Origin of the sequence: Stenotrophomonas sp. NPDC077420 (assembly GCF_044543385.1) — a bacterium.
Taxonomy (GTDB): Bacteria; Pseudomonadota; Gammaproteobacteria; order Xanthomonadales; family Xanthomonadaceae; genus Stenotrophomonas.
Map to the genome: position 1 here is coordinate 145,572 of NZ_JBITVZ010000002.1, position 19,854 is coordinate 165,425.

The 19,854-nt window shown below is 67.6% G+C and carries 15 protein-coding genes; 6 read left to right on the top strand and 9 right to left on the bottom strand.

Going from position 1 to position 19,854, the window contains the following annotated elements; all coding sequences use genetic code 11:
* Nucleotides 1-189 precede the first annotated feature (189 nt).
* Entirely contained in the window at nucleotides 190-666 is a 477-nt protein-coding gene (locus ACIGII_RS02685) for a ribonuclease domain-containing protein (RefSeq protein ID WP_399634916.1), read from the top strand.
* Nucleotides 663-1,076 carry a barstar family protein gene (locus ACIGII_RS02690; protein WP_399634919.1) on the top strand — a complete coding sequence of 138 codons (414 nt, stop codon included), beginning with the start codon at nucleotides 663-665 and terminating at the stop codon, nucleotides 1,074-1,076. Before ACIGII_RS02685 ends, ACIGII_RS02690 begins: the two co-directional genes overlap by 4 nt.
* Before the next feature lie 110 nt (nucleotides 1,077-1,186).
* Here the strand turns inward: ACIGII_RS02690 and ACIGII_RS02695 are convergent, their stop codons facing one another.
* Both ACIGII_RS02695 and ACIGII_RS02700 read right to left on the bottom strand, forming a co-directional pair.
* Nucleotides 1,187-2,956 (bottom strand): hypothetical protein, encoded by a 1,770-nt coding sequence (locus tag ACIGII_RS02695; RefSeq protein ID WP_399634921.1) that lies wholly within the window; start codon nucleotides 2,954-2,956, stop codon nucleotides 1,187-1,189.
* Nucleotides 2,957-2,965: 9 nt separating this feature from the next.
* Nucleotides 2,966-3,565: an NfuA family Fe-S biogenesis protein gene (locus ACIGII_RS02700; protein ID WP_399634923.1), complete on the bottom strand. Its 600-nt coding sequence runs from the start codon at nucleotides 3,563-3,565 to the stop codon at nucleotides 2,966-2,968.
* 91 nt (nucleotides 3,566-3,656) lie between these two features.
* Here ACIGII_RS02700 and ACIGII_RS02705 point away from each other — a divergent pair, with 91 nt between their 5' ends.
* The 3 genes from ACIGII_RS02705 to zupT all read left to right on the top strand — a co-directional run bounded on the left by ACIGII_RS02705 (nucleotide 3,657) and on the right by zupT (nucleotide 5,348).
* The gene (locus ACIGII_RS02705) at nucleotides 3,657-4,007 is read left to right on the top strand and encodes a 4a-hydroxytetrahydrobiopterin dehydratase (RefSeq protein ID WP_399634926.1); all 351 of its coding nucleotides are present in this window, start codon (nucleotides 3,657-3,659) and stop codon (nucleotides 4,005-4,007) included.
* Nucleotides 4,004-4,435 carry an energy transducer TonB gene (locus ACIGII_RS02710; RefSeq protein WP_399634929.1) on the top strand — a complete coding sequence of 144 codons (432 nt, stop codon included), beginning with the start codon at nucleotides 4,004-4,006 and terminating at the stop codon, nucleotides 4,433-4,435. Before ACIGII_RS02705 ends, ACIGII_RS02710 begins: the two co-directional genes overlap by 4 nt.
* 103 nt (nucleotides 4,436-4,538) lie before the next feature.
* Entirely contained in the window at nucleotides 4,539-5,348 is an 810-nt protein-coding gene (gene zupT, locus ACIGII_RS02715; protein WP_399634930.1) for a zinc transporter ZupT, read from the top strand.
* A gap of 238 nt (nucleotides 5,349-5,586) precedes the next feature.
* On the opposite strand, the gene ACIGII_RS02720 is transcribed toward zupT, so the two are convergent.
* Nucleotides 5,587-6,564 carry an RluA family pseudouridine synthase gene (locus ACIGII_RS02720; protein ID WP_399634932.1) on the bottom strand — a complete coding sequence of 326 codons (978 nt, stop codon included), beginning with the start codon at nucleotides 6,562-6,564 and terminating at the stop codon, nucleotides 5,587-5,589.
* Between the two features lie 403 nt (nucleotides 6,565-6,967).
* On the opposite strand from ACIGII_RS02720, the gene rne reads away from it, so the two are divergent.
* Entirely contained in the window at nucleotides 6,968-10,420 is a 3,453-nt protein-coding gene (rne, locus tag ACIGII_RS02725; RefSeq protein WP_399634934.1) for a ribonuclease E, read from the top strand.
* A 607-nt stretch (nucleotides 10,421-11,027) separates the two neighbouring features.
* On the opposite strand, the gene ACIGII_RS02730 is transcribed toward rne, so the two are convergent.
* From ACIGII_RS02730 to ACIGII_RS02755, 6 genes are read right to left on the bottom strand one after another with little or no spacing between them, the layout of a single operon-like run.
* A complete protein-coding gene (locus tag ACIGII_RS02730; RefSeq protein ID WP_399634936.1) occupies nucleotides 11,028-11,870 on the bottom strand; it encodes an endonuclease/exonuclease/phosphatase family protein in 843 nt (280 codons plus the stop codon).
* 29 nt (nucleotides 11,871-11,899) lie between these two features.
* Nucleotides 11,900-15,034: a discoidin domain-containing protein gene (locus tag ACIGII_RS02735; RefSeq protein ID WP_399635192.1), complete on the bottom strand. Its 3,135-nt coding sequence runs from the start codon at nucleotides 15,032-15,034 to the stop codon at nucleotides 11,900-11,902.
* A gap of 47 nt (nucleotides 15,035-15,081) precedes the next feature.
* On the bottom strand, nucleotides 15,082-15,918 hold the full coding sequence (locus ACIGII_RS02740) for a carbohydrate ABC transporter permease (protein ID WP_145480192.1): 837 nt from the start codon (nucleotides 15,916-15,918) through the stop codon (nucleotides 15,082-15,084).
* Complete coding sequence (locus tag ACIGII_RS02745; protein ID WP_070209663.1) at nucleotides 15,915-16,796, bottom strand: carbohydrate ABC transporter permease; 882 nt, start codon at nucleotides 16,794-16,796, stop codon at nucleotides 15,915-15,917. Before ACIGII_RS02745 ends, ACIGII_RS02740 begins: the two co-directional genes overlap by 4 nt.
* Complete coding sequence (locus ACIGII_RS02750) at nucleotides 16,793-18,088, bottom strand: sugar ABC transporter substrate-binding protein (protein WP_399634939.1); 1,296 nt, start codon at nucleotides 18,086-18,088, stop codon at nucleotides 16,793-16,795. The genes ACIGII_RS02745 and ACIGII_RS02750 overlap by 4 nt, the downstream gene beginning before the upstream one ends.
* 33 nt (nucleotides 18,089-18,121) lie before the next feature.
* A complete protein-coding gene (locus ACIGII_RS02755) occupies nucleotides 18,122-19,735 on the bottom strand; it encodes a glucoamylase family protein (RefSeq protein WP_399634940.1) in 1,614 nt (537 codons plus the stop codon).
* Nucleotides 19,736-19,854: the final 119 nt, after the last annotated feature.

Genomic DNA, 19,854 nt, shown 5'->3' on the forward strand with positions numbered 1-19,854 from the left:
GCTTACCAAGGCCCACGTAAAGGAAACTTCGTTCCGGCGGAAAGCCCACGTTACGCACAGGTGACGAAACGCGGACGAGCCTTGCGACAGGCGCGTAGTGCCACGCCCTGCGTGGCAACCAGGCGATCCCCACGGAAGAAGCATCGAAGAAGCATTACAGTAGACCCCACCCTCGCCACAGCCTTCCCCATGCGCAAGCCCCTGCTGTTGCTGCTCGCCATCGTGCTCCTGATCGGTGGCCTGGCCGCAATCAAACTCGCCCAGCGCCCGCCGGCGCCGGACTTCGCGCCGTCGCTCAGCCAGCCCGACGCCGTCGCCCCGGCGGCCGACGCACCTGGCAATCCGGGCGCCGCCGCACAGCGCACGCATGACCCCCTGCCCGCCTTCCTGCCACCGGAAGCACGCACCACCATCACGCTGATCCAGCGCGGCGGCCCCTACCCGCACCGCCAGGACGGCGGCGTCTTCAGCAACCGCGAGCAGCGCCTGCCCGAGCGGCCGCGCGGGTACTACCGGGAATACACCGTGGATACGCCGGGCGCGGACAACCGCGGCGCACGCCGCATCGTGACCGGCGGCACTCCGCCGACCGGTTGGTTCTACACCGACGACCATTACGAAACCTTCCGCAGTTTCGAGGTCCCACCTGCCGGGAGCTGGCAATGAACCACGATGGATTCGAACTGGGTCTGGACGACATCAACAACGCCGGCGTGTATTCGGTGACCAATGACGACATCGGGCCGCTGTCGGCCGCGATGCGCGATGCCGGCCTGCGCGTGGCCACGATCGACCTGGGCGGCTGCCGCGACAAGCGCACGCTGATTGCACGGGTTGCCGCGCAGCTGGACTTCCCGCAGAGCTTCGGTGGCAACTGGGACGCCCTGCTGGACTGTCTGCGCGACCTCTCGTGGATGCAGGCCAACGGCTATGCATTGTTCTTCAGTGATGCTGATCAGTTGCAGGAGGACGCGGCGAAGGACTTCGAGACGTTCCTCGATGTCCTGGAGGACGCCAGCAAGACGTGGCGCGAAGACGATGTGCCGTTCTGGGCGTTCATCGCGTTGAACGATTGAACGATTCAACGGCTGCAACGCGGTCGCGGTAGCGCCGGCCGTTGGCCGGCCCACGCGAGGCCACCCGACGACCAGGAGGGCCGGCCAACGGCCGGCGCTACCCGCCACCGTCATCGGCTGCCGTTGTCTTCCTGTAGTTCCTTCTTGAACGGCACGTCCGGCGGCGGGCGCGCCACCGCCGGCTGGTCCTGCATGTTCGGGTCGGTCAGGCCGCAGCCGCCGCCGAATTGCAGGATCGACACCACGCAGGAAATCTTCGAGCTGGTGCCGGGAATGGGAATTTCCACGGCCTTGATGCCCTTGCGCACCCATTCGGCCAGCAGCGATTCGTTCGGCGCCCAGTATTTGTCGAACGAGGTCGGCGTGTAATCGTACGGCGGGCGCTTGAGCCAGGTGCCCGACTGCGCGATGCGCTCGCGGCTCCACCCGTCGTTCTCGCCACCGGGCGCGCCGCGCTCGCTGTCGCCACTGCCCTCCTGCCCGGGCACGCGTACGCTGCCGTCCGCGTTGAACAACCCATCGCCGGTGCGCCCTGTCCCTTGGCTGGCCTGCGCACCACTGCGTTCGCCGTCGCGGTTGCGATTGGAGGCGCCCCAGTCGTCGCCGCGTGCCGGGGTCGCCCAGTTGCCCGGCGTGGGCGACGGACGGGCGGCCGGTGTGTTCGCCGCTGCCGGTGTCGCGGCGGTGCTGCGGTTCGGTGCGGCCGTGCTGGCCGCGGTCCGGCTCGGCGTGGCGGACGCGGTGGAACTGGCGGTCGACGGCGTGGCGGTTGCCGGGGCCGGGCGCGGTGCTGCATTGGGCACGGCGCGCTCGCGAACGCTGACCTCGGGGCTGCGCCCAGGTACGGTGATCTCGCGCGGCGGCACCGGGGCCACCGTGACCGACACCGACGGTGCCGGCGCGATCTCGCGCTCACGTACCTGCACGTCCCGCTGCGGCACGGCAATCTCCACGCGGGGGCCGGCAATGGGAACCGGTGGCGTGGGCGCGTTGACCACCGTGACCTCGCGCTCGCGCACGACCAGCTCGGGCGTGCGCAGCTGCGGCTGCAGCGGCCGGACGGCCGGCGCGACCACGGGCGGCGTGGGGGCTTCCACGACCTCGACGGTGCGCTCGCGCACCTGCACCTCGGGTGCCTCGCGCGGGATCACCCGCACCTCGGTGCGCGGCACGCTGGTGGGCGGTACCACGAAATCCGTGGTGGCCTCGGCCACGTCGGTGGCCTGCACCGGTTGTTCGACCGGGGTTGGCGCCGGCGTCGGCGGCGTGGGAGTGGGCTCGACACTGGCGACGGGTTCCGCAGGCGCGGGCGGCTGCGGGGCCGTGGCGGCCGGCGGCGTGCGCGGACGCGGTTGCGAGGTGGCCTGGCGCGCCGCTGCAGGTGCCGCTGCGGTGGCGGCCGCACTGCCGGCAGCGGCCGCCGGTTCGCCGCCGCCGCTGTCCTGGGGCGTGCCGCTGCCCAGGAACTCCACCTGGATGCGACCACCATCGCCGCCCTGCTCCGGCGGAACGGGCGGGCGGATCAATGCCACCCACAGCAACAGCGCGGCGAACATCAGATGCAGCAGCACGCTGATGACGCCGGAGGTCCAGCGCATCCAGCGCTGGTCGCGCGGGGCCGGATCCCAGGTCTGCCACAGCAACCGGCGCATCGCCTGCACCGTGCCCAGCGCGGGCAGGCGGCCCGGCGACCCGGGCAGCGGTCGCGGCATCAGTTCCGCAATGACCTCCGACGAACGGAACGGGCGCGGCAATGGCGTAAGCGCGCGCAGCCACAGGCCCCAACCATAGGGCAGGCCCGTGGTTTTTTCGACGATGCGTTTTTCCGGCTGCCGAGCCAGCAGCGCTTGGAGGATCTCGTCAGCCCGGCGCAGTGTCACGCAGGACGATCAGGCAGCCGTGCCGCGGGGAATGTACGGCGCGTGCCCGCTGTCATGGTCGGTCGCGTCGCGCACGGCGGTGATGCCGGGGACGCGCCCCATCAGTGTCTTCTCGATGCCCTGCTTGAGGGTGACGTCGGCCATGCCGCAGCCCTGGCAGCCGCCGCCGAAGCGCAGCAGTACCACGCCCTCGGCCGACACTTCCTGCACCGCCACCTTGCCGCCGTGGGAAGCCAGCTGCGGATTGACCTCATTTTCCACCACCCAACGCACGCGTTCGACCAGCGACGCCGAGTCCGCCGGCGCTTCGCCCTTGATCTTGGGCGCCTTGATCGTGAGCTGCTGGCCGCCGGTGGCGTTGGTGACGATGTCGATGTCGGCCCCGTCCATCCAGGCCACGCTGGTGGCGGCCACGTACAGGGTGAAGCCGTCGCAGTCCACTGCCCATTCGTCGCCGAGCAGGTCGGCGGGTTCGGCAAACTCCAGGCGGGCGTCGGCACGTGGCGTGCCGGCGTCGACGGCGCTGAGGCGCACGCCCATGCCGGGCACGGCTTCGCGCTCGATGAGTTTGCGGAAATAGGTCTGGGCAGTGTCGGAGATCTGGATCATGCGGCTATTCTAGCGGCTTACATGTTATGCGCTCATTCGGTTTATACACTGTCCGGCGCATTGTTCAGGCATACACGAGGTGGAGGTTTCCATGGCCGACCTGATTCCCCTGGCGCAGGCCCGTTGCGTGGCCCGCAAGGGCAGCGACCACAAGCTGGGCGAAGCCCGGGTGGCCGAGCTGCTGCCGCAGATTCCCGGTTGGGAGCTGGCCGAACACGGCCAGGCGCTGACCCGTACGTTCCGCTTCAAGGACTACTACCGGACCATGGCGTTCGTGAACGCCCTGGCCTGGATCGCCCATGCCGAAGACCACCACCCGGACCTGGGCGTGCACTACGACCGGGCCGTGGTGCGGTTCTCCACCCATGACGTGGGCGGCCTGAGCGAGAACGACTTCATCTGTGCAGCGAAGGCTTCGGGCCTGACGGAGGGATTGGCATGAACATCCAGAATGCAGCCGCGCGGGGCGCGGCCCTACCGCTGTTGATTGCCCTGGGCCTTGCCGGGTGCAGTGGATCGTCGGAGCCGGCGGCGCCGGTCGCCGCCCCCACCGAGGTGGCTGCGGTGAAGACGCCGCCGCCGGTGTACCCGATCGAGCTGGCCTGCCAAGGCATTGGCGGCACCACCACGCTGAAGGTGGTGGTGGGTACCGACGGCAAGCCCGGCCAGGTACAGCGGGTGAGCGGCAGCGGCAACGCGCAGCTTGATGAGCAGGCGCAGAAGGCGGTGGAAGGCTGGCAGTTCAAGGCCGCCACCCGCGCCGGACAGGCCGTGCCCACCACCATCCAGGTGCCGGTGAGCTTCAACCCGCCGCAGCCCAAGCCGGACGAATGCTTCGCCGTCGAAGAGCGTCTGCGCCGCGGCGGCTGAGCCCTGCCCCTTCCCACGGATGCCAGCCGGCGCCAGCACCGTTTTCCTACCGCGCCGCGGCTGTCCCGCGGCGCGCTGCTTATGTACAAGGACGCGTTGACGCATGCCGGATATTTCAAGTGGGAACGTATGGCTCGCCCTGGCGGTGACCCTGGCGGCGGGGTTGGCGACCGCGCTGGGCAGCCTGCTGGTGCTGTTCTCCCGCCGCCCCAACCCGCGCCTGCTGGCGTTCGGCCTGGCCTTCGCCGGCGGTGCGATGGTGTTCGTGTCGCTGACCGAGATCCTGACCAAGTCGATCGACGCGTTCACCCAGGCCTACGATGCGCGGCTGGGCTTCGCCTATGGCACCGGCGCGTTCCTGTGCGGGGTCCTGCTGATCGTATTGATCGACCACTTCGTGCCCAATCCGCACGACAGCCTGGACAAGCAGGACCCGATGTATCGGGAAAACAACAAGGCCTACATCAAGCGGGTGGGCCTGTTGACGGCGGTGGCGATCACCGCGCACAACTTCCCCGAGGGGCTGGCCACGTTCTTCGCGATGCTGGAAAGCCCGTCGGTGGGTATGCCGCTGGCGTTCGCCATCGCCATCCACAACATCCCCGAGGGGATCGCGATTGCGGTACCGGTGTATTTCGCCACCCAGAACAAGTTCTACGCCTTCGGCGCCAGCCTGCTCTCGGGCCTGGCCGAGCCGATCGGCGCGGCCATTGGCTACGTGGTGCTGTCCGGGGTACTCAACCACGCCACCTTCGGCTGGGTGTTCGGGATCATTGCCGGGGTGATGGTGTTCCTGGCCCTGGACGAGCTGCTGCCCGCGGCCAAGCGCTACGCCAAGGGCCATGAAACGGTGTATGGGCTGGTGGCCGGCATGGGCAGCCTGGCGATCAGCCTGGTGTTGTTCAAGTGGTAGAACGTGCCCGGCAGCGTACCGACCAACGGTCGGTACCTACCATTGCCTGCCGCGTACCGACCAACGGTCGGTACCTACCATTGCCTGCCGCGTACCGACCAACGGTCGGTACCTACCATTGCCTGCCGTGTGCCGACCGACGGTTGGTACCTACCATTGCCTGCCACGCACCGACCGACGGTTGGTACCTACCATTGCCTGCCGCGCACGGTAGGCGACGACCGTTGGTCGTCGCGCCTTACCCCAACCGGTTCAACGCCTCGGTCAATTCATCGGCCAACGGCGCGTTGAGGGTGTACGGGGTCTTTCCCGCGTCCAGCGAAAATTCCAACGAAGCCGCGTGCAGGAACAGGCGCTTCAGCCCGATCTGCTCACGAAGCCGCTTGTTGACGTGCGGATCGCCGTATTTGTCGTCACCGGCCACCGGATGCCCCAGATGCTGGGCGTGCACGCGGATCTGATGGGTGCGGCCGGTCTCGATACGCACCTCGCAGTAGGAATGCCCGCCCCGACGCTCCAGCACCTTGAAGTGGCTTACCGATTCCTTGCCGATCGCGTTGACCTGCACATGGCGCTCCCCGCCCTGCCGCAGCCCCACGTGCAACGGCGCGTCCACGGTCATCACGCCATCCGGCATGCGCCCGACCAGCAGGGTCAGGTAGCGCTTGCGGATCCCCGCACCATGGTCCTCCCGCAGCAGCGCCTGCAGCTCGCTCAGCGCCGAGCGCTTCTTGGCCACGATCAGCAGCCCCGAGGTGTCGCGGTCCAGCCGATGCACCAGCTCCAGGGTCTTGCCCGGGCGGAGCGCGCGCAGGGTTTCGATCGCGCCGAAACTGATCCCGCTGCCACCGTGGCTGGCCACGCCCGACGGCTTGTTCAGCGCCAGCAACCGTTCATCTTCATACACGATCGCGTCTTCAAGACGCTTCGTGAACGCCGCCGGCGGTCCCGCTTTGTCTCCTTCCTCAGTGAGACGGACGGGGGGCACCCGCACTTCGTCGCCCGCCTCCAGCTTGCGCTCGGCCTTGGCACGGCCGCCATTCACGCGGACCTGGCCGCTGCGCACGAGTTTGTAGACCAGGCTGCGCGGTGCGCCCTTGAGCTGCCCCAGCAGGAAGTTGTCCAGGCGTTGCCCCGCCCGGTCGTCCGGGACGGTGATGAGACGGACGCTGGTCTTGCCTTCAGCGGGCTTGGCGGGCGGTACGGTGTCGGTCATTGGCCTTTTATTCTGTTACACTCGGCAGGCGAGATAAGGGATTGATTTCGTTGGAAGTTGCTCTGGGCCAGAAGCCCAACTTCCCGCGATTCCGGCACAGTGCGCAGCCACCGCCCCCGGGGCGGCCATGTTAGCGGCTCACCGGCAGTCCCGGCCATCGCCGGATGCCTGACACGCGTCTGCGCTGAAAAAATGTCCCTGTGGCGCTCCAGCCTGGCTGAAAGCTGCCTCCGGCCCCGTACTACCCAAACCAAGAAAATGTAGCGCTCCCGCGGCCTGCCGTGGTGTCGTAGCGCTGGAAGCCCAAGCCGCCCTCCCCGCGCATGCGCGATGGGCGTGCAAGCGTGACCAGAAGCGAAACCCCATGGCGTTCCGCGCGGTAGCAGCGCGCGAGGAACGCACTATGAAGCGAATGCTGATCAACGCCACGCAGGCCGAAGAGCTGCGGGTTGCCATCGTGGATGGCCAGACGCTGTACGACATCGACATCGAACAGCCGTCCAAGGAACAGAAGAAGTCGAACATCTACAAGGGCCGCATCACGCGCCTTGAACCGTCGCTGGAAGCGGCCTTCGTCGAATACGGTGGCGAACGCCACGGCTTCCTGCCGCTGAAGGAAATCTCCCGCGATTACTTCCAGGCGGGCGTGGACCACAACAAGGCCGGCATCCGCGAACTGCTGCGTGAAGGCCAGGAAGTGGTGGTCCAGGTCGACAAGGAAGAGCGTGGCAACAAGGGCGCCGCCCTGACCACGTTCATCTCCCTGGCCGGCCGCTACATGGTGCTGATGCCGAACTCGCCCACCGCCGGTGGCGTGTCGCGTCGCATCGAGGGCGAAGACCGCGCCGCGCTGAAGGAAGCGCTGGACAAGCTGAACATCCCCGACGACATGGGCGTGATCATCCGCACCGCCGGCGTCGGCCGCGATGCCGAAGAACTGCAGTGGGACCTGGACTACCTGCTGCAGGTCTGGAAGTCGATCGCCGAAGCGGCGCTGACCAAGCCGGCCCCGTTCCTGATCTACCAGGAATCGCGCCTGATCGTGCGCGCCCTGCGCGACTACCTGCGCGCCGATGTCGGCGAGATCCTGGTCGATACCCAGGAGCTGTACGACACCGCCCGCGAATTCATGCAGCAGGTGATGCCGCAGACCCTGCGCAAGCTCAAGCATTACACCGACGACATTCCGCTGTTCAATCGCTTCCAGATCGAATCGCAGATCGAGGGCGCGTATGAACGCAACGTGCGCCTGCCGTCCGGCGGCTCGATCGTGGTCGACCAGACCGAAGCCCTGACCGCCATCGACGTGAACTCCTCGCGCGCCACCAAGGGCAGCGACATCGAGGACACCGCGTTCCAGACCAACCTGGAAGCGGCCGAGGAAGTGGCCCGCCAGCTGCGCCTGCGCGACCTGGGCGGCCTGGTGGTGATCGACTTCATCGACATGTCGTCCAACAAGCACCAGCGCGAGGTGGAAAACCGGCTGCAGAACGCGCTGAAGTACGACCGTGCGCGCGTGCAGCTTGGCCGCATCTCTCGCTTCGGCCTGATGGAAATGAGCCGCCAGCGCCTGCGTCCGAGCCTGGGCGAGTCCAGCCAGATCGTCTGCCCGCGCTGCGACGGCCACGGCCGCATGCGCAGCGTGGAATCGCTGTCGCTGTCGATCATCCGCGTGGCCGAAGAGCATGCGATGAAGGAAAACACCGGTCAGGTGCTGGTCCAGGCCCCGGTGGAGATCGCGAACTACCTGCTCAACGAAAAGCGCAACGCGCTGCGCGAGATCGAACAGCGCCACGATGCGCCGATCGTGATCGTGGCCGACGAGCAGCTGCACACCCCGCACTACGAAGTCACCCGCCTGCGTGAAAACGAGCTGGGCGAAGACAGCGGCAAGCCGAGCTACCAGCGTGGTACCCCGCGCAAGCTGCCGGTGCACGCGCTGACCAAGGCACAGCTGAACATCCCGGCCGCCCCGGCGGTGACCAACGTCAAGCACAGCTCGCCGGCCCCGGTCCGCGAAGTGGCCGAACCGGTGGCCGCACCGGCACCGGTCGCGCCGGCCCCGGTGGCCGCGCCGGCCGCCACCGGCGTGGTCGGCTGGCTCAAGCGCATCTTCGGTGGCGAACCGGCCCCGGCCGCCGCCCCGCAGCCGGCTGCACGCCCGGCCCAGGACGGCAACCGCAGCGGTCGCAACAAGGACCGCAACGGCAAGGACCGCAATGGCCGCCGTGACGAGCGTGGCGACCGCGGTGAGCGTTCCGCTGGCCAGGGCCAGAACCCGGGCCGTGGCAAGGATCGTCGCGATGATCGCGGCGACCGCGCCGGCAAGGGCGAGCGCCGTGAAGGCGAGCGTCGTGACGAGCGCCGCCAGGACGTGACCGCGCAGGCCGCGGCACCCGCTGGCCAGCCGCAGCAGGGCAAGCCGCGCAATGAGCAGCAGCCGAAGGCTCCGCGCAACGAGCAGCAGCCCAAGCTGAACCAGAAGCAGAAGCCGCCGCGCCAGCAGAACGACGGCGACAAACCGGCCCGTCAGCCGCAGACCGACACCAAGCCGGTCCAGGCCGACGCCGCCGTTGCCGACGCCGCGCTGGTGACCGCCGCTGCCGTGGTCGTGGCCGATGCCGCCACGCCTGCGCCGGTGACCGCACCGGTGGCGACGCCGGTGGCTGCTGACGAAACCAAGGTGACCGAGGGCGACGTGGGCGAGCACGGCGACGCGCCGGGCAACGCCGATGACGCCAACGGCGAGGGCGCCTCGCGCCGTCGTCGCGGCCGTCGTGGTGGCCGTCGTCGTCGTCGTGGCAATGGCGAACAGGCTGCCGGCAGCGAAGGCCAGCATGACGAGACGGGCCTGGATGACGACGCAGACGGCGACGAGCACGATGGCGACCAGGACGGCGACAGCGCCGCCCCGGCCGCCCGTCCGACCGTGACCCATGGCCAGCCGCAGCCGGAGTTTGACTTCGACGACGACGGCAGCGCCCCGGCGGCACCGGTCCAGGCGCCGGTCCAGGCGCCGCGCCAGGCTCCGACCGCAGCTGTAGCCGCCGCGGCCCCGGTGGCTGTGGTCAGCAGCCCGGTGGTCACCGCCGGTCATGCCGACCCGGCTCCGGCTCCGGCCCCCAAGGCTGAACCGGTCGCCGAGCGTGCGCCGTCCTATACCGACCGCGTGCCGTTCGTGGAGTCGCCGATGCCGGTGGCCGCTGCGGAGGCTCCGAAGGCGGTTGAGACCCCGGTGGCGGTTGAAGCGCCGAAGGCTGTTGAAGCGCCTAAGGCCGTTGAAGCACCGAAGGCTGTTGAAGCACCGAAGGCTGTTGAAGCACCGACGGCTGTTGAAGCACCGAAGGCTGTTGAAGCACCGAAGGCTGTTGAAGCACCGAAGGCCGTTGAAGCACCGAAGGCTGTTGAAGCACCGAAGGCTGTTGAAGCACCGAAGGCTGTTGAAGCACCGAAGGCTGTTGAAGCACCGAAGGCTGTTGAAGCACCGAAGGCTGTCGAAGCGCCCAAGGCTGTCGAAGCGCCGGTCGCGGTTGAAGCACCGAAGGCTGTTGAAGCGCCGACGGCTGTTGAAGCCCCGGTCGCGGTTGAGGCGTCCAAGGCGGCAGACGCTGCCATCGATGCCGAGACCCCGCGCAAGCCCCCGACCGAAGTCGGCCGCCCGGTGCATACCCGTGCGCTGGACGCTGCTCCGGTAGCACAGACCGGCCAGCTGTTCGACGCCGCCGCCGGCGAAGCTGCGCCGACCGACGCCGCCGCCCAGGCCGCGCACGCCGAAGCCCGCGACGACATCCCCACCGATGCCGCCAAGGCCGACGATGCGGACAGGCAGGACCCGGAAAAGACCGACAAGGCCTGATCCAGCACCCGCGACAGCAGTAAACGGACAGCGGCCTTCGGGCCGCTGTTTTTGTTTGACGGGTGGTGCGTATCGACCAACGGTCGATACCTACCGGGGTCGTGGGGTGTGTCGGCCGACGGTCGATACCTGCCGGGGGCGTGGGGCGTATCGACCAACGGTCGATACCTGCCGGGGCGCGGGGCGTATCGGCCGAGGGTCGATACCTGCCGGGGTCGGTGAGGCGTATCGACCAACGGTCGATACCTACCGGGGGCGGTGAGGCGTATCGACCAACGGTCGATACCTACCGGGGGCGGTGAGGCGTATCGACCAACGGTCGATACCTACCGGGACGTGGGGCGTATCGGCCGACGGTCGATACCTACCGGGGGCGGTGAGGCGTATCGACCAACGGTCGATACCTACCGGGGGCGTGGGGCGTATCGACCAACGGTCGATACCTACCGGGGGCGCGGGGTGTGTCGGCCGACGGTCGATACCTGCCGGGCTGGTGTGTCGATGGGCGGCCGATACCTGCCGGTCGTGTCGGCCGACGGTTCGGGCCGGTAGCGCACGACCGTTGGTCGTGCGGCGGCGCGTCGCGCCGGGCGTTACGCGCGGGGATTCACCGCGCGCGTATTCGCGGCGCGAACTGCAGGCGGGTCCACACGCCGTAATGGTCCGATGCCCAGCGCCCTTCCGCGTACGGCTGGTCGAACAGCAACCGCGCTTCACGGGCCAGTAGCCGGTCCTGCTGGAAAAACACATGGTCGATGCGCGACGGCGCGTCGTAGTAGTGCCGGTTCAAGGTACTGACCTGCGCGAGCGCGTTGTTCACGTGCACGCTGCCATAGCTGTCGCCGTAAACCTGGCGCAGCGCACTCAGGTCGCCCGCATCCACCAGCGCGTTGAAGTCCCCGGCAATCACCACCGGCGCCTCGCCCGACGTGTCCGCGATGTACTTCAACAGGTCGCTCACCTGCTCGCCGCGGATGCGGCTGCCCCGCTCGTCAGAACGTTCGTTCAGATGCGTGGCGTACACGTTCACCGCGTGCCCCTCCACGTCGATGCGCAGGTGCGCCACCGTGCGGTAGTCATTCCGCGGTGACAGCAGGTGCTCGCCGCGCGCCAGCACCGGTCGCCGCGTCAGCAGCGCGTTGCCGTACCGCTTGAACCGCCCCGGCGGGTCGGTGGAGACAAACTGGTAGTCGTACCCCAGCTTGCGCGCCAACCAGGCTGCCTGGTTGCGCACATGCGGTTTCTGGATCACTTCCTGCAGGGCGATCGCATCGGGCTGCAATGCCGCCAGCTCGCGCAGGATCACCTTGCGCCGCTGCGGCCATTCTTCGCGGTCGTGGTGCAGGTTGAAGGTGACCATGCTCATGCCCGGCGCGCGGGCATCGGCGCTGTCCGCCGCCTGCACCGGGGCAACCGCCAGGGCCAGGGCCACGACCCCGGCCAACAACATGCCCCGTCCCATGCGCGGGCGCGCGGCCGTCACGGCGCCTTGCGCTCGGCGCGCCGTACCGCTGCCGGCACCTCGATCTCGACCCTGGCCGGCACCTGGGTAATGCGCAGTTCGCCGTTGATCCACTGTGCCGGCTCACCATTGACCGTGGTCGAACCCGGTTCGCCGGTATACGGCCACGGCAGGATCAGGCCACCGGCAGGCAGCAGCAGGCCCGGCGCCACCTGCAGGGTCAGCAGCTTGTCGCTGCGGCTGAGCGTGTAGTCCAGTCGACCCTGCGGCGTGCGCAGGCCCTTCACCCCGACACCCGCCCCCTCCAGCCAACGACTCGGCACGCCGGCCGCCAGCACCAGGCTGTCGTCCACGTCCCGGTTGTAGGCGAACATGTCCAACGCCGAGCGCACGAAGTCCGACGCCACCCAGGCATGCGGCAGGTCGCCGACGAAGAAAGGCTTGCGCGGCGTGTGCGAGACCACTTCGGCCCACTGGTTCCAGGCCTGCGGGGTACGGTCCTTGAAGAAGAATTCGGTGGCCTGCCAGGCGCGGTCGCGCCAGCCCAGGCGCACGAACGCGGCCACGTTGCGCCACTCGTACGGGGTGTAATCCTTCCACTCGCGCTTGCCGTCACGGCGTTCGGCGAACTGGGTCCAGTAGCGCTCGAACGTGTTGTCCAGGTACGGCTGGGGCAACCGCCCCTGTTCGCCGGCCGGGGCCAGCGCGATGGTGGTGGAGGTAGCGTCGAAGTCGCCCAGCTCGGCCGAGCCCGGCAGGTAATCGATCTTGTGCAACGCCGTGGCCGCCAGCAGCGACGCCTGCAGGTCGTCACGGAACTGGTCGCGCGACGCGGCGATCTGCATCGCTTCCACCTTGCCCAGCGTGCTGGCGATGACGGCTGCGTCCTTGTAACCGCGCAGCGCCCAGAAATTGTCCCAGTACGAATGCATCGGCTTGGCCGAATAGCCTTCGTGGCTGATCGATACCGGCATCATCCCGTAGAACGCCGGATTGCGCGCGCGGTTCTCTTCGGTGCGTTCGCTCAGGCGCAGCTGTTCCATGTACTGGTAAGCGCCCTGCACGTGCGGCCACATCAGCTCCAGGAAGGTGGTGTCGCCGGTGTAGCGCCAGTACTCGGCGATGTTGAAGATCAGCTCGCCATGGCTGTCGTTCTCCGGCACCGGGTCGGCCCCGCGCGGATCCACGCAGCACGGCACCTTGCCGTTGTCGAACTGGTACGGCGCGTACCAGTTCACATACTCGCGCACCGCATCGCTGCGGCCCATGCGCAGCAGGCCTTCGGAAATCATCGCACCATCGCGGATCCAGCTGCGCGAATACGACCGCGTGCCCGGCTGCAGGCTCGGCCCGATCCGCGAGATCAGCATGTGCGCCAGTGCGGTGCGCAGGGTATCGGCCAGCGGCTTGCCCGCCGCCGGGACCTGCAGCGACACCTGGTCCAGCTTGGTGCGCCACATCGAGGCCACCTGCTGCTGGGCCTTGTCGGCGTCGAAGTCCTTCGGCGTGGTCCACGCACCGGTCTGCGGCAGGACGATGGCCACATCCCGGCTCTGCCCTGGCTCGAGCCGCCAGCGGTACAGCAGCGCACCCGAGGCCAGCCCGGTCGGGTCGCGCACCTCGGTGACGGTCGGCACCGTGCCGCTGGCCAGATGGGTGACCTCCAGCTTGCCATCGAACGGGCTGGCGAAGGCCGCGTCCGGGGCCTGCACCGGGTACACGCGCGGTGTGCCGTTGACCTCGACCTGGCCCGGCTCGACATCCAGGGTATCGATCCGGCTCACGCCACCCACGGTGTTGAGGAACTGGCGCGGCGGATTCACCTGCCACGGCCGTACGGCCAACGCCAGGGTGTAGTCGTGGGCCACCTTGTCGGGGTTGTGCAGTCGATAGCGGCCCACCAGCTGCGCGTTGTCCGGACTCCCCTGGACGAAGCCGGTGACCTTCAGCGCCGCCTGCGGGTGGCGCCAGTCGACGCTGGCGATGGGCAGGTAGTCGTCCTGCAGCGACTGCGTGGATTCCACGTCGGCCCAGCTGAGCAGCTTCTTGTCCACCAGCACGAAGGGTTCAACGCTGAAGCTGGCCTTCTTCACCTCCAGCGCGCCGTCCTCGCCGATCAGCGCCTGTTCCTTGCCGCCGTCCAGGCCCAGCAGGGTCCAGTACGGCTGCTCGCCACTGAACCCGCGCGGCACGAAGCCACGGGTCAGGTCGGCGCCGACCGATTCGACGAAGTCGTTCGGGGTGGCCGCGAAATCCAGCGGCTTGATGGAAATATCGCGGATGCCATAACGCCAGCTGCGCCCGTTCTTCAGGTCGAAGCGCAGATAGCGCGCTTCGGTGTCGGGCAACGCCAGCCAGTCGCGCTCGCCGCCACCGCCGGCGGTGATCTCGCGCAGGGTGCGCCAGTCGCGCCCGTCCACCGAGGACCGCACGACATAGCGGGTCGCTTCCAGCCCCGGCAGCCACTGGATCACCGCGCCGCCGAACTCGCGCACGTTGTGCAGGTCCAGGCTGATGGTCTGGTCGGGCACCCCGCCGCTGATCCACACCGTATCCGGCTTGCCATCGGCAATGCGGCTCTGCAGCGCGGTCGCGGTATCGGCGATCACCGACGGCGCCAGTGCCGAGGTATCGGCCGGCGGCAGCGCCTGCAGGGTGAGCCGGTCGAAGCACACCGTGCCACGGCCGCCGACCTTGCTGTAAATGGTGAATTCCACCGCCGCGCTGCTGCGCAGGGTCTTGTCCGGGTCCGGGCCCCAGGCCTTGTCGATCTGGCGCTGGCGGTACTGCACCGGCGTCCAGGTCTTTGGGAAGGCATAACCCGGGCGGTTGACCCACCACACGTTGTCGCCGCTGGCGTCGATCAGCTTGAACTGCAGGTCGTTGCCGGGCGAGTCGCCGCGGATCTGGAAGCCCACCTGGTAGTTGTCCGGCCAGCTGACCGGCAGCTCGCGGCGGATCGCCACATAGCCGGACACCTCGTGGAAGTCATAGTCCACGCACAGCGCGCGGCCGCCATTGGCACCGGCCACGCTGCGCAGCGAGCCGCTGACCTGGTCGGACACCACCAGTTTCCACGGCGCCATGTCGTCGAAGCCGTCCAGGACCTTGGGCGCCGCCGGCACTGCCGGGGGCGCGGCAGGCGCCGCCAACGACCACACCACACCCAGACCCAGAACCCCCGCGACGACGGCACGCTTCACCCTTTGACACTCCCCAGCAGCAGACCTTGGATGTAATAGCGCTGCAGCACCAGGAACAGTGCCAGCACCGGAACCACCGTGACCACCGCGCCGGCCATCATCATTTCAACGTCCATGATGTGTTCGCGCGACAACGTGGCCAGGGCAACCGGCAGAGTGTAGTGCTCCTGGTCGGTCAGCACGATCAACGGCCACATGAAATCGTTCCACGCGCCCATGAAGGTGAAGATCGACAGCGTCACCAGCACCGGCTTGAGCATCGGCAGCACGATCTGGAAGAAGATGCGCAGCTCCCCTGCCCCGTCGATCCGCGCCGCTTCCAGCAGCTCATCGGGAATCGAGCGGGCGTACTGGCGCACCAGGAAGATGCCGAACACGCTGGCCAGCGCCGGCACGATCACCCCGCCGAAGCTGTTGACCAGGCCCAGCTGTTTCATCAGCAGGAACAGCGGCAGCATCGCCACCTGCGCCGGGATCACCAGCGCGGCCAGCAGCACCTGGAAGATGCGTTCGCGGCCGACGAAGCGCAGCTTGGCGAACGCATAGCCGGCCATGGTGTTGAGCAGCAGCGAACCCAGCGTGATCGCCAGCGACACGAACAGGCTGTTGATGAAGTTGTTGCCCATGCCGGTGCGGGCGAACAGCTCGTGGTAGTTGGCGGTGGTCACCGCCGAGGGCAGCAGCGGCGGCGGGAAATGCGCCGCCTCGCCGGTCGGCATGAACGACACCGACAGCATCCACAGCAGCGGTGCCAGGCTGACCGCGGCCAGCACCAGCAACCCCCCGTTCACCCACCACGCATGCCAGCGCGACTGGCCGATCTCACGACTCATACCAACTGCCTCTTGCGGCCGAAACGCAGCATCAGGCTGGTGACGGCCAGGATGATCAGGAACAGCAGGAACGCCACGGCCGACGCACGGCCCAGGTTCCACCACTTGAAGCCTTCCTCGAACATGAAGTACAGCACGCTCACGGTGCTCTGCAGCGGGTCGCCACGGGTCATCACGTAGGGCTCGGCGAACAGCTGGAAGTAGCCGGACACGGTGATCACGCCCACCACCAGCAGCACCGGGCCGAGCATCGGCAGGGTGATGTGCAGGAACTGCTTCCAGCGCGAGGCGCCGTCGATGCGCGCGGCCTCGTACAGGTCATGCGGGATCGCCTGCAGGCCGGCCAGGAAGATCACCATGTTGTAGCCGAAGTTCTTCCACACCGCGAACAGCATGATGGTCGGCATGGCCCAGTTGGGGTCGCCCAGCCAGTCGATCGGGCTGATCCCCAGATGGCCGAGGCCGTAGTTCACCAGGCCATAGCTGGTGTGGAACAGGTAGCGCCAGATCACCGCCACCGCCACCAGCGTGGTCACCACCGGGGCGAACAGCGCGGTGCGGAACAGTGCCTTGAAGCGGGCGGCCGGGGCATTGAGCAGCATCGCCGCGCCCAGCGACACGCCGATGGACATCGGCACGCCGACGATCACGAAGTACGTGGTGTTCCACAGCGACTTCCAGAACATCGGGGTCTGCAGCAGATCGATGTAGTTGCCCAACCCGACAAACCGCAGGTTGCCGCCGTCGGCCAGCGCGTACAGGTCGAAGTCGGTGATGCTGAGCGCCAGTGCGGAAAACACCGGCAGCCCGAAGAACACCCCGATCACCAGCAGGGACGGGCCGGCGAAGATCCAGCCGGCAAGCGAGCGCTGCTTCATGGGCGCACCTCCGCGGTCGGCGCGGCAGCCCCATCGGCCTGCATGCGCTGCTCATGCATCCAGCGGCGCTTGGCCAGTACCTTGTCCACACGGTCATCCAATCGATTCACGGCTACATCCTGATCCAGCCCACCGCGCACCACCTGTTCGGTGACGATGCGCATTTCCTGCACGATGCGTTCCCACTCCAGCACCTTCGGGGTGGGTCGCACCCGCTCGAGCTGGTCGCGGAACGGCTGCGCCAGCGGGTCGTTGGCCAGCGAAGCGAACTCCCAGGTGCTGCGGCGCGGCGGCAGGTCGCCGATGATGGAATGGAAGCGTTCCTGGATGGCCGGGCGCGAGAGGAACTCGATCAGTTTCCAGGAAGCGTCCTTCTGCTGCGAGCTGCGCGAGATCACCAGGCTGGTGCCGCCGGCGATGCCGGCACCGGGGCCGTCGGGGCCCGGCAGTGCGGCCGTGCCCCACTTGCCTTCCAGTTCCCTGGGCTGCAGCTTCTTGAACTCGCGGATGTTCCAGGGGCCGGACAGGTAGAACACGTTGAAGCCGCGGAAGAACTCGTCCCACACGTTGGAGATCTGCGTTTCGGACATGCGCGGCGCCCAGCCCTGGGCGAACATGTTCTCGTAGAACGCCAGCGTGCGGCGGAAGCCGGGGCTGCGGAAGTTGCCCCGGGTGTCATGGTCGCGCAGCAGCGGATCGGGTTGCTGCAGGGCAAAGGACAGCTGCTGCTCGAACTCGTTGATCGGCATCAGGATCGCGTAACGGTCGGCGCCCTGCATCTTCTTGATCGCCGCCATCATGGTGTTCCACTCGTCCCAGGTGCGCGGCGGGTGGTCGAAGCCGGCCTGGGCCAGCAGGTCCTTGCGGTAGTACAGCAGGCGGGTGTCCACGTACCACGGGATGCCGACCAGCTGGTCATGGATGACGTTGGTGTCCCAGATGCCCTGGAAGTAGTCGTCCGGGTCCACCACCGTGGACCGGGCTACGTACGGCGCCAGCGGGGTGAGGGTGTCCAGCTCGGCGAATTCGGGAATCCAGGTGTTGCCCAGCTGGAACACGTCCGGCAGGCCATCGGCGGCGAACGCGGTAAGCAGCTTTTCGTGCGCGGCGGTCCACGGGATGTTCTGCACATCCACATGGATGCCGGGATTCTCGGCTTCGAATTCGCGGATCAGTTCGCTGACCACTTCGGCCTCGCGGCCCATCGCCCAGAAACGCACGGTCACCCCGTCCGGTTCCTTCCGGCAGGCACTCAACAACAGGCTGCCGGCAACCAGCAGCAGAACACTCACCCACAGCTTGGGGCGCGACGACAATGGCACTGCTTACTTCCCCTGGGGCTGGTTGCGGTTCGAATTGGAATTGTTTTTCTGTTCCTGCGCGGCGGCCGCGCGGGATTCGGCGATGCCGACCGAGCGGGCCGACGCGGCCTTCTCGTCCTTCTCCAGCACCATCGGCTGGTCTTCGCCCTCCGGGGTGAGCCAGCCGCCGGTGAAACCGGCGCGCTCCAGGCCGCGACGGATGTGCGGGTTGTTCTTCATGGTGTCCCACACGAAATCGTTGCGGTAGTTGGCGATCATGGTCAGGATCGGGCCCTGGTCGATGCCGATGTAGTCGCTGGCCACCCAGCCGCGATCCGGCACGATGCGCCCGGTCTTGAGCGGAATGTCGAAATTGAAGCTGGGGTTGAACGAATCCAGGAAGCCGTAGCTGGAATACAGGTAATCGCCGTAGCGCTTGTGCATTTCCAGCGTCGCCGGGATCACTTCTTCCGGCGCGAAGACCACCGAGGCGATCGCCGCGGTCGGTGCGATGGTGCCGTCGTCGAAGTTCTCGCGAAGCCCGGCGCCGCGCGAAGAGTAATGGCGGAACTGGCGCTGCTCGCCGCGGAACTCCTGGGTGGTGTTCTGCGGGCCGTCGCTGGCGGTCAGCCCCCACACGTTCTCGCCGTATTCCTTCCACTGCGCCGGGTTGGCGATGGCGTACTCGCGCTGGGCCAGTGCGGCCGAGCGGCTGTTGAGGAAATAGGTGCTGCCGCGCTCGCGCATGTACGCGTCCTGGATGTCGCGGAAGTCGATCCAGACGTGGGTGTACTGGTGGCCGAACAGCGGGCCGAAGGACAGGTATTCCTGCCCCTGGAACACGCCCCAGTCGTTGTCATAGGTGCGCGTCCACACCGTCCATGCGTCCGGGCTGACCGGATGGGTGGGCGAGCCGAGCGCGAGGATGTAGACCATCATCGCCTCGTTGTAGCCCATCCAGTCGTGGTCGATGAAGCCGCTTTCAGGGAACCAGCCCATCGAGATCAGCGGCGCGCGCTGCTGCAGCCACGGCCAGTCCACACGCTTGTACAGCGTATCGGCGATGGCGCGGATTTCCTTTTCGCGGGAATCGTCGCCGGTGTAATACGACTGCGCGAACAATACGCCCATCATCAGCAGGGCGGTGTCCACGCTCGACAGTTCCACCCAGCTGTCATAGCGGTGGCCCTGCTGCATGTCCAGGAAGTGGTAGTAGAAGCCCTTGTAGCCGCCCTTGCCGGTACGCTGCGGGCCCATCGGCATGTCGCGGAAGAACTTCAGCGTGGTCAGCGTGCGGTCCACCGCCTGGGTACGGCTGACCCAGCCGTTTTCCACGCCGATCGGGTACGCGGTCAGCGCGTAGCCCACCGAGGCGATGCTGGCGAACGGGCGCGAGGGATAGCGGTCCGGGCTGAGCCCGTTGACTTCGTTGGTGGTGTCCCAGAAGAACTGGAAGGTGCGTCGTTCGATGTCGTCGAACAGCGGCGGCAACTCCGGTTTCATCGGGCGCGGTGGAACGTCGGCTTCGACCAGGATGACCGGCGGCTTGGGCTTGGCGGGCTGTTGCTCTGCCTGCGGCTTGCAGCCGACCACGGCTGCCGCCATTACCGCCAGTGCCATTACGCGGGGTACCTTCATCGTGCCAACCCTCCGGAATCTTTGAATTCCAGGCCAGCATAACGGGCCTTGGAGTGAAATCGTTTACAGCCTGGGTTCATGAAAAGCCGGTTCTCCCCAGGCCGCGGGGACACGCACGG